Below are 14,082 nucleotides of genomic sequence, written 5' to 3'. Positions count from 1 at the left end.
TAATATAAGGTATAGAGCTAGTGAGGCTATTTACTTCCAAAAGTCGACATTTGATTGGCGTGGATATTTGTGCCACTTCAGTAAAGTTGGTTGACATACAGCGTCAGCAAGGCATGTTCCACCTAAAATCTTATGGTATTGAAAGACTACCGGAAGGTATCGTGGTTGATAAGATTCTAGTAGATACAGAAGCTGCTGGTAATATTATAACGGTCTTGGCACGACGCTGCCAAGTCGCGGGTAGCAATGCTGCGACCGCTGTTTCTGGCTCTGCGGTGATTACTAAAATCATTGATATGGATATGACACTCAGCGATGTTGAGCGTGAGGCGCAAATACGTTTGGATGCTGACCAGTATGTGCCTTATCCATTAGAAGACGTCAATCTAGATTTTGAAGTATTAGGACCGTCTTTGGTTAGTGAAGATATGGTTCAGGTGTTGCTTGCTGCCTCTCGCTCAGAGAACGTCGACCAACGTGTCGATGCTTTGGCCTTTGGTGGCTTGCAAACGAAAATTATGGATATCGAGTCTCATGCAATCGAGCGCGCGTTTGGATTGATGGTAGATAGCCTACCGAATGTACCAGAACTAGTAGCGTTGGTAGATATTGGCCATAATCAGACCACATTATATATCGCTAAGAATGGCGAGTTTATTTATAGTCGTGAGCAGTTGTTTGGCGGTGCTCAGCTGACCGAGGCAATACAAAATCGCTATGGCCTATCAGCAGAAGAAGCGACATTGAGTAAACGCGAACGTACCTTACCTGATGATTATTATCCTGAAGTACTGACCCCTTTTATAGAAAATACCATTCAACAGATCACTCGCTCTTTACAGTTTTATTTCTCATCAAGTCAATATAGCAGTATCGATCATGTGGTGCTTGCAGGAGGCAGCAGTTCTATTGCAGGTCTCGCTGGTATGGCACAACAAAAGCTGGGTGTAACTGTCAGTGTTGCCAACCCTTTTACCAATATGACTATTGCGCCAAATATCGATAATGAGCAACTGGCGGTTGATGCGCCAAGCTTAATGGCTGCATGCGGTCTTGCGTTAAGGAGCTTTGACTAATGGCTCGTATTAACCTTTTACCTTGGCGACAAGAAGAGCGTGAACGTCGTAACAAAGAGTTTATGACATTGATAGTGGCGGTGACATTACTGACACTATTAGCAGCCTTCGCTTCATGGAGTTATTTCAATAATGAACTTGATGAGCAGCTTGATGCCAACGCATTGATCGAACAAGAAAACACTCGCTTAGACACTGCATTGACCGAAATTGACAGTTTAGAACAGCGCCGTGAAGACATTATTTCACGCATGCAAGTCATTCAAGATTTGCAGGGACGACGTCCTGTGCCTGTACGTTTATGGGATGATCTCGCTAAAGCTATTCCACCAGCACTTTATCTAAACAACCTTAAACGTGAAGGTGATACGCTAACTTTGACAGGCTTAGCGGACAATCCAAATATTGTGTCCAGCCTGATTCGTAACCTTGATAACAGTAAATGGATGGGCAACTCAGCAGTAAGTAACATTCAACAGAATATTAGCGCTTATGAGGCTGCTCCAGCCCTCAATAATACGGTTAATACTGGTGAGCAGGCGCGCCCCGTTTATCCTGAAGATAGTTACGTACAGTTTGTAGTAACGACTAGAGTACAATCGGAAACTCCGACTGCTGCTGATACCGATACTGGTCTAGGAGGTGCATTATGAAGCTTATCCGCAAAAAGAGCCTCTCTAAAACCAAAAAATCTGCTTTAAAGCCAAAAAGGCAATTCGATTTAAATGAGTTTCGCCGTAGTTTTGAGTCGCTAGATTCAGAAAACTATGGCAGTTGGCCATTACCTGTAAAGGTGACAGTGATTGGTCTTATCATCACTTTTATCGCAGCATTGTCATGGGCATTACCCATCAGTAGCAAAATCGATGAGATCAATGCGGCTGAAAGCCAGCAGCAGACCTTGCTTGATAGCTACCGTGAAAAAGAATCTCGCGCTCGTCATTTAAAAGCGTATCAAGCGCAAGTGGTTCAAATGGAAACTGAATTTAATACTTTGTTAGATCAGTTGCCGAAAGATACGCGTGTGTCAGAATTGGTGGAAGGCATAAACATGACAGGCGTTGGTAGTAATATTCGTTTCCAAGATATTTCAGTAGAGCCTGAAATTGAAAATGAATTCTTTATTGAGCAGCCAATACGTATCGCGGCTTTGGGTGAATACCATCAGTTTGGTAGCTTTATCAGTGGTCTTGCTGCACTGCCTCGAATTATTACGATGCATGATTTTGAAGTTAGTAACCCGCAGCCTACATTAGATGTTTTGCCAGAGCTCAATTTAGTATTGCAAACTAAGACTTATCGCTCTAAAGAAGCGGCTCCTGAAGGTGATGCCGCTGCCGCTACTGATGCAAATGCAGGAGGCAACTAATGAATATCCAAAGAATGCCCATGCTACTGGTTTTAAGTGTCACTGTTTTATCTATGACAGGGTGTAGTGACCGTATAGGTATGGCAGAGCAGGCAATGACCGATATCCGCAACCAGCCTGCACAGCCTATTGAGCCGCCGCCTAAAGCCGAACTGGTAGAAGATTTTGTATATAGCGCAAGCTCGCAACGTAGTCCATTTTTACCACCGAGTTTAGTCAATGTGCAAGGCCCGACCACTCCTATAGATGGTGTACGACCAGATATCAACAGAATCAAAGAACCGCTTGAGCAGTATGAACTGTCGCAATTGGTCTTCCGAGGTGTGGTGATTTCGCCCGAAGGTCAGCGATATGCATTGATACAACGTCCCGATGGTTCGGTTGCGAGTGTTAAAGTAGGCGATTATCTTGGATTGAATGACGGCCGTATTGTTGAAATCACGCCGACCCAGGTTAACTTGATTGAAATTGTGCCAGATAGCCGCGCAGGGTTTGTAGAAAAACCCCAGTCGCTGGTATCCCCTATAAGCTAAGTCGGCAGATTTTTTGAGGAATAAATAATGACAGTACGCAATAACAAGGTAATGATGATGAGCAACCGCATGTCTTCTGCTTTTGCCATTTCAGCACTGGCAGTCAGTATGGTGGCTGTGACTAATAGTGCTCATGCTGCACAGCGCATCGATAATGTCTCTGTAGTACAGACCGCACCTGCAGTGACGCAAATGCGTTTGGGGTTTACAGGATTGCCAGTATTGCCTGCAGCCTATCAGCTTGATGAACCTAGTCGCTTAGTCCTAGATTTCGAACAAGTACAGAATGGGCTTGCTAGCCGTTTTAACGAATATAATATTGGTATGGTCAACGATGTCACCACCTTGAGTAGCGATAGCACAACGCGCCTTATCGTTGGTCTCAAGCAGTCAGGAAATTACACGACAGCGATTGAGGGTAATGATCTACTATTGACGATTACCGATCCTAACCGTCCAGTGATTACTGATGACCCTATACAAGACGTCCTTAATAACAACAGTGGTATAACCACTACGGCAGTCGTGACACCAATTGTCGAGACGAGTGCTACTCCTGTGGCGGCTGTGCAAACAACCAGTACCACAGTAGTAAAAAACGAAGTGCCAGCCGATACGATGGTGGTAAGAGTCAATCCACTACTAAATCCGCAGCTTGCTTCGTCACAAGTGAGTAGACAGTACAGTTATGATGGTCTAAGCGCAGTCAATTTTTCAGCAGGCAGTGATGGTGGCGGTAATGTCAGCATGGTACTGGCCAACGAAGCTATTCCAGTAGATGTGCAGCGCCAAGGTAATAAACTTGTCGTACGTTTGACTGGTAGTACGGTTCCGAGAAACTTACTACGCCGATTGAATATTAACAGTGGCCTTGTTGGTAGTATTGATACTAAAAACCAAGGACAGAATGGCGTCGTCACCATTAATTTGAATGATGATTATGAATATCAAGCCTACCAATCAGGTAACCAGTTAAATATTGGTATTAAAAAGCCCGAGCTATTACGTGAGCCGACGCTGGAAGAAAGAGTCTATAGTGGTGAACCGCTATCTATGGAATTCCAAGATGTTGAGGTTCGTAGTGTCTTAGATATTTTGGCGCAGTTTACTGAGATGAATATCGTGGCAAGTGATTCCGTTGCTGGTAACATCACTTTGCGTTTGATTAACGTTCCTTGGGATCAAGCCCTTGATATTATTTTGAAAAGCAAAAACTTGGGCAAGCGTGAGAATGGTAATGTGATTTTGGTGGCGCCTTCTACTGAGCTCGCTGAGCAAGAAGCACGTGAATTAGAAGCGCAGCAAGCTGTTCAAGCTTACGCACCTCTGCGTACTGAGTACATTCGTTTAAGCTATGCAAAGGCACAAGATGTCTTAACGCTTATTTCGCAAGGTAGCGGCGCGACCGGCAATAATAGTGGCCTATCAAATCGTGAGGATAATAATACGTTGTTATCCAATCGTGGGACGGTAACGGTTGACGAACGTACCAATACTTTGATTATTAAAGACGTTGCTGACAGTATCGAAAACATTCATAAATTAATTAGCAAGATTGATATTCCTGTTCGTCAGGTCATGATTGAAGCACGTATCGTCAGTGCAACTGATAGCTTCAGTAAAGAGATTGGTGTTCGTTGGGGTATCTTGTCAAACGGTGCAGCTAATAACCGCAGCTTGTTGGTTGGCGGTAGCGATCAAACCTTATGGGATTTGAAAGATTTTGATGTAGAGACGACGACCGTTAATGGTCAAACAGTCTCTTATCCTTCTTATGACATTACTCGTCCTGATAACCTAAACGTTGATTTAGGTGTTTCTAACCCAGCGGGTAGTATCGCCTTTGGTTTGCTCAGTATGTCTAATGTAATGTTAGATCTTGAATTATCAGCACTGCAAGCGGATAACCGCGGTGAAGTTATTTCTACACCTAAGATTTTGACGGCGGACAAGCAAACAGCAAAGGTCTCTTCTGGTACTCAGATTCCGTATCAGGAAGCGTCAGCCAGTGGTGCGACGACAACCAGCTTTAGAGAGGCTGCATTAAGTCTAGAAGCGACACCAAACATCACACCTGATGGTAAAATTGGTTTGCAATTGGTCATTACCAACGGCACGCCGACAATCATTAATAATCAGGTTGCCATCTCTGAGGACTCTATATCAACCAATGTTATTATTGAAGATGGTCAGACAGTGGTGTTAGGCGGTGTCTTCAAAAACCGTACCAATAACGGTGTAGATAAAGTACCTTTCCTAGGAGACTTGCCTTATATCGGTCGTGCCTTCCGTCGCGATGTACGTAGTAATAACAAAGAAGAGCTACTTATCTTTGTGACCCCAAAGCTTATTAATGATGGTACGAGTCGTCTGAACTAATCATAAATTGTTTAGCTAGTTACTAAAAAAAGTAAGCCATAGTGCTTACTTTTTTTGTGCGCGAAATTAGTGGTTTTAGCGTTGTAATATCTATGTATGTATCGATGAATGATACACTCTAAATTTTACTCACAATAATCACGGCTCATTACTAGCCAGAATAACGATGACGTTGTATCATACCTAATTTAGCTGAGTAAGTATTATGGGGCAGGAATTACCGTCGGTGTTTTTAGTGGGTCCGATGGGAGCAGGGAAGACGACAATCGGAAAACTGCTTGCCAAGCAGTTAGGTCGCACTTTTGTAGACAGCGATTGGTATATTGAATCGCAGACGGGTGCCGACATTGCTTGGATATTTGCCAAAGAAGGCGAGGCAGGTTTCCGTGAGCGTGAAACGCGTGCCATTGATGAATTGACCCAAAACTCTCAAATCGTATTAGCGACCGGTGGCGGTGCAGTCATGTGTGCTGAAAACCGAGAGTTCCTAAAACAGCGTGGCATCGTCGTTTATCTTAATGCACCTGTCGAGGTGCAGCTGGCACGCACCTCTAAAGACAAGTCTCGACCATTATTGCAGCAGCCTAATCCTAGAAAAATATTGCAAGATTTGTATAGTGCTCGCGATCCACTCTATCGCCAAGTCGCCCATATTATTATGCCTACTGGTCACACGTACCCACGCCACATGGTCAATCAATTGATGCAGCAGCTAGAATCATTCGTCGATTGCACTACCGACGCATCAGCGCACCAAGAAGATTAGTAATAGACTGGCAACTACGATTGATATGCAGACTCAATTACTTTTACCTCATCGAAAATGCTTTAGGAGTATCACATGGTAATGCCGTTTCATGATGGCCTAATAGTTCATACGCAAAGTCATGATTATCCTATTGTCATTACTGAACAATCTGCGACTGAGCATAGCAGTATGGCGAAGCAGATCATGCCTTATATCAGTGGCCTTCAGGTTTTGATTGTCACTAATGACACTGTGGCACCTTTATACTTAAAAGCATTAGAAGATGAGTTAGCAGAGCAGTTTACGGTAAAGGTGTGCGTACTGCCAGATGGTGAACAATACAAAAATCAGGCAAGTATTGATCAGATTTATGATGCGCTGATGACAGAGCACTTCAATCGCGATGTGACACTTATCGCCCTTGGCGGCGGTGTAATCGGTGATATGACTGGCTTTGCTGCTGCTAGCTTTATGCGCGGTGTCAATTTTATTCAAATTCCAACGACACTATTGTCACAAGTAGATTCTAGTGTTGGTGGTAAAACAGGTATTAATCATCCGCAAGGTAAAAATATGATTGGTGCTTTTTGGCAGCCGCAAATGGTGCTTGCCGATATGAGTACGCTTAAGACACTGCCTGCGCGTGAGCTATCGGCTGGAGTGGCTGAAATTATTAAATATGCCCTTATCATGGATGAGGCATTTTTAACGTGGCTTGAGGCAAACTTGTCTGCAATGATGGCGCTTGATTTGGCAGTACTCGGTGAAGCTGTAAAGCGCTGCTGTCAGTACAAGGCCGATGTAGTGGCACAAGACGAAAGAGAGTCCGGTGTGCGCGCGCTATTGAACTTTGGTCATACTTTTGGTCATGTGATTGAAACACATGAAGGCTATGGCAATTGGTTGCATGGCGAAGCAGTGGCGGCTGGTATGGTACAAGCAGCTGAGCTATCGCAAAAAATTGGTTGGCTAACTGATGATGAAGTTGTACGTATTAAGCGTGTTTTAGAATTGGCAAACTTACCTATTACGCCACCAGCTATCGATGTAGACACTGCTTTAGATTTAATGGGCCACGATAAAAAAGTGAAACACGGACAAATCCGCCTAATTTTGTTAAAATCAATTGGCGATGCGGTAATGACTAATGAGTTTGACGGCGAACTATTACATGAAGTTTTGTCAAAACATAGCGCGTAACGTCTCAAGAATTTATCGTTTATATATTTATACTAAAATCTCGTACTTATAGCCAACTGGTTAGCTGTACCTCTGTTTAAATAAGCATTTATACCATGCTGTAAAACATGTTTTTACCAAGGACCGCCTCATGGCAACATCAAAAACAAAAACGCGTACTGCTAGCCAATCATACAGTCGTCAAGCACTGATTTGGCTAATAGTGACCCTACTTTTAGGGGTGGTCACAGCGTTAGTATGGATGTTTAGTCAAACGCCAGCCATGGGTGCCAAAATTGAAAATGCACCGATATCAGCGCCAGAGATTTTAAATGAAGAGTTTGAGCAACCATTAAAAGTTGAATCGCTACATGAGTTAGATACGGATGTACAACCGATTAACTTTGATGCAACGATTCGAGATTTGCGCGATTATCCGGACGAGTTCAAAGACAAGCGTTATCTGCTGGCTAACAAAGGCAAGTGGACTGTTCAAGTAATGAATGTCGCTGAAAATGATGTGATTGTTAGTTACCTAGAAGGTCGTCAAGATCGTGATAAATTTGCTTATTTCCGTTATCTGGATGATGAAAAACAAGTCCGTTATATGCTGACTTATGGGATTATGAGTAGTCCGCAAGAATCGGTAGGCGCCGCAAAGCTAATAGACTTTAAGTTACCTACAAACGTACGTGTATTGCCAGAAGAAATTAATCGCTATGTCAGTATCATTGATAATTATGAGCGTCCTGATCCAGTAAAAGATCTAAGTACGAAACGTACGCGTGCCGTCGATTTGAAACCTACTAAGCGTGAAGTGCCTGCTCGTTTGCAAGAAGAAGCTGATGACGCCGCTGCTCAAGCTGCTAGTGCTAACAGTAATAGAGGTAACCAAGAAAGCGCTAATAGTAGCAGTACTCAAGAAAGTATTCGTCAGTCGGTAGATACCTCTGCCACGCTGTCTGTTAGCGAAGAGCGTACAGTTGGTGGTGAGACGCAGACAATATCTGAAACATCGCCAAAAGACGAAAACAACGCAAGTAAGCCCGCATCAGAAAATAAAAAGCCTGCGGCACCGGCGGAGAACTCTACTAGTAAGAAGCCACCAGTCGTGCCAACACCTAAGCCCCCTAGCAGCACGAACAATAATTCAAATGCTAATGGCAAAAGTGCTAACGCTAATCCTCCCAAGAGTAATAGCGATAGTATAAAAGCGCTAATAGAAGACAAGAGTAATTAATTTTTACCTGATTAATTAAACCCACTAGCTATTTGGTTAGTGGGTTTTTTTAGCACTATACAAAATGGTTTTATCGTCACAATAAGCGGCAAGCTATTACTGCTAAGTATTGTCAGAGCCTTTTGCTAACCGTCATTTATATGGTTTGCATTAAAATTTTAATAGCAGTTTTATTTGTCTCATAACCAATAGTAATAAGTCCTCTTACAATTTATGGCTGATGAATCGATAGAAAAGACTAGATTTTTCGACAATCATTAACTAATATAACTGTGGGCGACGTTCTGTATAGTTATCGTAAAAAATGTCTATTTAACAACTATTTAGTGGTTTTTTCTTAGTTTTTAGAGTTCTTTACTAAATATTATTGTCTCAAGCGCGGTTACTTACTATCTATAATAAGGTTATCGTAAGTGACGCAACCTCTCTTATTGTCACTCTTTTTAGGGTAAACAAAGTGCTTGAATACAGAGCGTCAGATATTCAAGTTAAACAAGTGCACCGTTATTAAGTTATTGTATGCTTAGCTCTAAATGCTAGTCATGACAACATAACAAATGATGCTTAAATGAATGGCATTAGATATCACTGATTGAGTAACTGGCATTTAAGGGCGTAGATTCTCCCGTTGCCAAGGGCTGCTACTTACTATCTTTTGATACACGGACCATATGTCAAGACATCAGCTAATGACCAGGAGGGTCAAGGGTTTTACTTTCTCTTAGAGTATGATGTCTATCGAGCATTGCACTATTTGCTAATTCGAACACACGAATATCCACTATCAGCCCGTTCTGCTTACGGGTACCAACTTATACTCCGCATTGGAAATGTAAGTTGCCCGTCTACTTAAAAGGACAAGCTATGTCAATGATTTCCTCACAAACACACCTGGCCACGCCAGATGATTTTTCTGATAATTGCGGTTTTGGCCTAATTGCCCATATTGAGGGTGAAGCGAGCCATGATTTGGTAAAAACTGCCATTCATAGTTTAAGTTGTATGACACATCGCGGCGGTGTTGCTGCTGACGGTAGAACTGGTGATGGTTGTGGCTTACTATTAGCGACGCCTACCGATTTCTTTAAACAGATTGCTGACGAGCAGCAATTTGCCATTACGGACAACTTTGCTGTTGGTATGGTGTTCGTTAATTTAGATAGCGATAAAGCCAAGCATAGCCAACAAGTATTAAGCGATGAGATTACTGCCCAAGGATTAGAAGTGGCTGGCTGGCGTGATGTACCACTCGATTTGAGTATTGTTGGTGAGATTGGTCGTGAGACATTGCCAGACTTTAAGCAAGTGTTTGTTAATGCACCAGATGACTTGGCTGCTGATGATTTCAACCGTAAGCTATTTGTTGCACGCAAAAAAGCAGAGCAGCGTTTGACGGATGATGAGTTATTCTATGTCTGTTCATTGAGTTGTCAGACCATTATTTATAAAGGCTTGGTAATGCCTTCAGATTTACCAGCGTTTTTCTTGGATTTGCAAGATGAGCGTTTGGCGTCACATATCGTAGTCTTCCATCAGCGTTTCTCAACCAATACATTACCGCGCTGGCCTCTGGCACAGCCATTCCGTTATCTTGCGCACAATGGCGAGTTAAATACTATTACAGGTAACCGCAACTGGTCTAAAGCCCGTACGCCCAAGCTAAAATCAGACAAACTGCCTAACTTGAATGAGCTGACACCACTTGTAAATAGTACCGGTTCTGATTCATCTAGCTTAGATAATATGCTTGAAGTGCTTATGTCTGGCGGTATGAACCTGTTCCATGCAATGTCTATCTTGGTACCACCAGCGTGGCAGAATGTTGATAGCATGGATATGGATCTGCGTGCGTTTTATGAGTTTTACTCACAGCATATGGAAGCATGGGACGGTCCAGCAGGTCTAGTTATTCAAAATGGACGCTATGCGGTCTGTATGCTCGATAGAAACGGTCTGCGCCCTTCACGTTGGGTAACCACTAAGAACGGCTATATCACTGTTGCATCAGAAGTGGGCGTTTGGGATTACGAGCCACAAGATGTATTGGCAAAAGGTCGCGTTGGACCTGGTCAAATGTTGGTCATTGATACGTTGACAGGTCAAATTTTAGATACGACGGCTATTGCAACTTTACTAAAAACGGCGCATCCATATCGCAAATGGTTACGTGAAGAAGCGACGCGTGTTCGTGATGATGAGCGTCTAGAAGAGACGTTGGCAACGCAAGCGTGCCGCGGTGATAAGCTAAAAGCGCTACAAAAAATGTATCACATCACCAATGAAGAGCGTACAGAAATCATTCGCCCTAATGCTGAAAATGGTCAAGAACCAGTCGGCTCAATGGGTGACGATACGCCAATGGCTGTACTGTCGCAGCAAATTCGCCATGTCGGTGACTTCTTCCGCCAACAGTTTGCACAGGTGACCAATCCGCCAATCGATCCATTACGTGAATCTATCGTGATGTCGTTGCAGACTTGCTTAGGCGCTGAGACTAACGTATTTGCGCCATCTGCGAGAGATGCGCATCGTATTATTTTGTCATCGCCAGTATTGTCAGCCAGCAAAATGCAGCAGCTTGAAACCTTGGATGATCCAGCGTTCAAGATGGCTCGTATTGATCTAAACTATGACCGTACTCTAGAGCTATCTGATGCTATCGTGGCTATTTGTGAGCAAGTGGCAGATAACATTCGCTCAGGTAATACGTTGATTGTCTTGTCTGATAAAGATATCGATGCAGACAAAGTACCCGCCAATGCCATTATGGTTACTGGTGCTGTGCATCATTATCTAATCGCGCAAGGTATTCGTACCGATGCTAACTTAATCATTGAGACGGGCCTTGCCCGTGACTCGCATCAAATAGCAGTATTGATTGGCTTTGGTGCAACTTGTGTGTATCCATATCTGGCATATGATGTCATTGATGATTTGGTCGCGACTGGTGAGCTACTTGGTGATCCGATTCAAGCCCGTGTTAATTTCCGCAAAGGCTTGGATAAAGGTTTGCTGAAAATCTTATCAAAAATGGGTATCTCTACCATTGTTTCTTATCGCGGCGCGCAGTTGTTTGAAGCAGTAGGCCTATCAGAAGAAGTCGTCAATTTATGCTTTAAAGGCGTACAAAGTCGAATCAAAGGCGCTACCTTTGCAGACCTTGCTGCTGATCAAGCGCAACTGGCTGCCAATGCGTTTAAGCGTCGTGCCCCTCTAGATCAAGGTGGTCTGCTTAAGTTCGTCTTCAACAAAGAGTACCATGCCTTTAACCCTGATGTGATTAACAGCCTGCATACCGCGGTACGTACTGGTGATTACGATAATTACCGTAATTATGCTGATCTAGTTAATAGCCGTCCGGTCGCGACTTTACGTGATTTATTGCAACTGAAAACTGACAACAGTATCGATGTCAATGAAGTAGAAGATATTTCTAAAATCTTGACGCGTTTTGACTCAGCTGGCATGTCATTAGGGGCGCTATCTCCTGAAGCGCATGAGTCGATTGCGATGGCTATGAATACCATCGGTGGTCGCTCAAACTCTGGTGAAGGCGGTGAAGATCCTGCGCGTTATGGCACATTGCGCAACTCAAAAATCAAGCAAGTTGCTTCCGGTCGTTTTGGGGTAACGCCTGCCTACCTTCGTTCCGCTGAAGTCATGCAGATTAAAGTAGCCCAAGGTGCCAAGCCTGGTGAAGGTGGGCAGCTACCTGGTGGTAAAGTCAACGCGCTGATTGCACGTTTGCGTTATTCGGTGCCAGGTGTGACCTTGATTTCACCGCCGCCGCATCATGATATTTATTCTATCGAAGATTTGGCACAGCTGATTTTTGATTTAAAACAAGTCAATCCAGATGCATTGGTATCGGTTAAATTGGTCTCACGTCCAGGTGTTGGTACGATCGCGACAGGTGTTGCAAAAGCCTATGCCGATTTGATTACTATCTCGGGTTATGACGGTGGTACAGCAGCGTCTCCGCTATCATCTATCCACCATGCAGGCTCGCCATGGGAGCTAGGTTTGGCTGAGACTCATCAGTCTCTACGAGTGAATGGGTTACGTGATAAGGTACGTGTCCAGACTGACGGTGGTCTAAAAACAGGGCTGGATGTAGTAAAAGCTGCTATCTTGGGTGCAGAAAGCTTTGGCTTTGGTACCACGCCAATGATTGCAGTTGGTTGTAAGTACCTACGTATCTGTCATTTAAATAACTGTCCAACAGGTGTTGCTACTCAAAAAGCCAAGTTGCGTGATGAGCATTTCATTGGCGAAGCAGAAATGCTGATTAACTTCTTTAAGTTTGTCGCAACTGAGACGCGTGAATGGTTGGCAGCGCTAGGTGTTCGTAGTATGGAAGAGCTGGTTGGTCGTACTGACTTGCTTGATATCTTAGAAGGCAATACGGACAAGCAGCGTCATCTTGATTTAACACCATTGCTATTTAGTCACCCAGCCAGTGTGGGCAAAGCACAAACTTGTCAGGTTGAGCGTAATGAGCCGTTTGATAAAGGCTTGCTCGCTGAGCAGATGATTAGCGATATGCTCGTGAACATTCGTAAAGGGGCAGGCGGCGACTATAGCTATTTCGTTGGTAATTGTGACCGCTCTATCGGTGCTCGTATTTCTGGTGAGATTGCGCAAGTCTGGGGCAACCTTGGCATGAGCGATATGCCAATTAAGCTTCGTCTAACTGGTACCGCAGGACAAAGTCTAGGCGTGTGGAATGCTGGCGGTTTAAATATCGAGCTTGAAGGTGATGCCAATGACTATGTGGGCAAAGGCATGGCAGGCGGTGAGATTGTGATTTATCCGCCAAAAGACTCAAACTTTGTAGCACAAGAAACGGCCATCATCGGTAATACCTGTCTCTATGGTGCAACTGGCGGTAAGCTATACGCTGCCGGTACAGCAGGTGAGCGTTTCGGCGTCCGTAACTCTGGCGCACACGCAGTCATCGAAGGCACAGGCGACCATTGCTGTGAATATATGACGGGCGGTATCGTCACGATTCTTGGCCGTACTGGACTTAACTTCGGTGCTGGTATGACTGGCGGCTTCGCTTATGTACTCGATATGGAAGGCGACTTCTTTGACCGTTGCAACCACGAGCTAATCGATCTAAACCGTATTTCAAGCGAGCAAACAGAAGAGCATCGTATCCATTTGCAACAAGTGATTGAAGCTCATGTAGATAAAACAGGCAGTGCATGGGGTCAGACAATTCTGAACGACTTTGAGCACTATGTTCGTAAGTTCTATTTGGTTAAGCCAAAAGCGGCGAACATTGCAAGCCTTCTTAAAACTACCATGGCCGACCCACAATAGCCGATACATGACTGCCTATCGTATCAATGGACTGCATTGATGGAATGCATTGATAGATCGGCAGTCGCTTTGATTAGGTTAGCCAGCGTTCCGTTTTTAGAGACGTTTTAACTCACAGGTTTTCAGCAGGTACGTGACAGCAGCGATATATGTCTTAAATTTTAGACAAACCAAACATCGCTGACTGTCGCCACCCACTGCAAAAGAGCCTTATATAAAAGAGATAGCAC

Annotated in this window: 9 protein-coding genes; all 9 read left to right on the top strand. The window is 43.9% G+C overall.

Annotation, left to right across the window (positions count from 1 at the left end; genetic code table 11):
• The first annotated feature begins 20 nt into the window (after positions 1–20).
• The 9 genes from pilM to gltB all read left to right on the top strand — a co-directional run bounded on the left by pilM (position 21) and on the right by gltB (position 13,852).
• Positions 21–1,076, top strand: coding sequence for a type IV pilus assembly protein PilM (gene pilM / locus QL898_RS04655; RefSeq protein ID WP_102090385.1), 1,056 nt, complete (start codon positions 21–23; stop codon positions 1,074–1,076).
• The gene (locus tag QL898_RS04650) at positions 1,076–1,729 is read left to right on the top strand and encodes a PilN domain-containing protein (protein ID WP_165598122.1); all 654 of its coding nucleotides are present in this window, start codon (positions 1,076–1,078) and stop codon (positions 1,727–1,729) included. The genes pilM and QL898_RS04650 overlap by 1 nt, the downstream gene beginning before the upstream one ends.
• On the top strand, positions 1,726–2,445 hold the full coding sequence (gene pilO, locus QL898_RS04645) for a type 4a pilus biogenesis protein PilO (RefSeq protein WP_165598123.1): 720 nt from the start codon (positions 1,726–1,728) through the stop codon (positions 2,443–2,445). The genes QL898_RS04650 and pilO overlap by 4 nt, the downstream gene beginning before the upstream one ends.
• Entirely contained in the window at positions 2,445–2,978 is a 534-nt protein-coding gene (locus QL898_RS04640; RefSeq protein ID WP_165598124.1) for a pilus assembly protein PilP, read from the top strand. The genes pilO and QL898_RS04640 overlap by 1 nt, the downstream gene beginning before the upstream one ends.
• Positions 2,979–3,005: 27 nt before the next feature.
• Positions 3,006–5,357 carry a type IV pilus secretin PilQ gene (pilQ, locus tag QL898_RS04635; RefSeq protein WP_290175967.1) on the top strand — a complete coding sequence of 784 codons (2,352 nt, stop codon included), beginning with the start codon at positions 3,006–3,008 and terminating at the stop codon, positions 5,355–5,357.
• A 205-nt stretch (positions 5,358–5,562) separates the two neighbouring features.
• Positions 5,563–6,123 (top strand): shikimate kinase AroK, encoded by a 561-nt coding sequence (gene aroK, locus QL898_RS04630; protein ID WP_102093188.1) that lies wholly within the window; start codon positions 5,563–5,565, stop codon positions 6,121–6,123.
• A 75-nt stretch (positions 6,124–6,198) separates the two neighbouring features.
• A complete protein-coding gene (gene aroB / locus QL898_RS04625; RefSeq protein ID WP_290175966.1) occupies positions 6,199–7,305 on the top strand; it encodes a 3-dehydroquinate synthase in 1,107 nt (368 codons plus the stop codon).
• Between the two features lie 130 nt (positions 7,306–7,435).
• Entirely contained in the window at positions 7,436–8,524 is a 1,089-nt protein-coding gene (locus QL898_RS04620; protein ID WP_290175965.1) for a hypothetical protein, read from the top strand.
• A gap of 864 nt (positions 8,525–9,388) precedes the next feature.
• Complete coding sequence (gltB, locus tag QL898_RS04615) at positions 9,389–13,852, top strand: glutamate synthase large subunit (RefSeq protein WP_290175964.1); 4,464 nt, start codon at positions 9,389–9,391, stop codon at positions 13,850–13,852.
• Positions 13,853–14,082 lie beyond the last annotated feature (230 nt).

Origin of the sequence: Psychrobacter sp. APC 3279 (assembly GCF_030407795.1) — a bacterium.
In the GTDB taxonomy this organism is placed as follows: domain Bacteria; phylum Pseudomonadota; class Gammaproteobacteria; order Pseudomonadales; family Moraxellaceae; genus Psychrobacter.
The sequence above is the reverse complement of the archived record's forward strand: the minus strand, read 5'-3'. Positions and strand labels throughout refer to the sequence as shown.

What these genes read in the sequence shown, in the direction of transcription:
- QL898_RS04650 (WP_165598122.1), top strand. Translation starts at nt 1,076, where the DNA reads ATGGCTCGTATTAACCTTTTACCTTGGCGACAAGAAGAGCGTGAACGT.
- pilO (WP_165598123.1), top strand. Translation starts at nt 1,726, where the DNA reads ATGAAGCTTATCCGCAAAAAGAGCCTCTCTAAAACCAAAAAATCTGCT.
- QL898_RS04640 (WP_165598124.1), top strand. Translation starts at nt 2,445, where the DNA reads ATGAATATCCAAAGAATGCCCATGCTACTGGTTTTAAGTGTCACTGTT.
- pilQ (WP_290175967.1), top strand. Translation starts at nt 3,006, where the DNA reads ATGACAGTACGCAATAACAAGGTAATGATGATGAGCAACCGCATGTCT.
- aroK (WP_102093188.1), top strand. Translation starts at nt 5,563, where the DNA reads ATGGGGCAGGAATTACCGTCGGTGTTTTTAGTGGGTCCGATGGGAGCA.
- aroB (WP_290175966.1), top strand. Translation starts at nt 6,199, where the DNA reads ATGGTAATGCCGTTTCATGATGGCCTAATAGTTCATACGCAAAGTCAT.
- QL898_RS04620 (WP_290175965.1), top strand. Translation starts at nt 7,436, where the DNA reads ATGGCAACATCAAAAACAAAAACGCGTACTGCTAGCCAATCATACAGT.
- gltB (WP_290175964.1), top strand. Translation starts at nt 9,389, where the DNA reads ATGTCAATGATTTCCTCACAAACACACCTGGCCACGCCAGATGATTTT.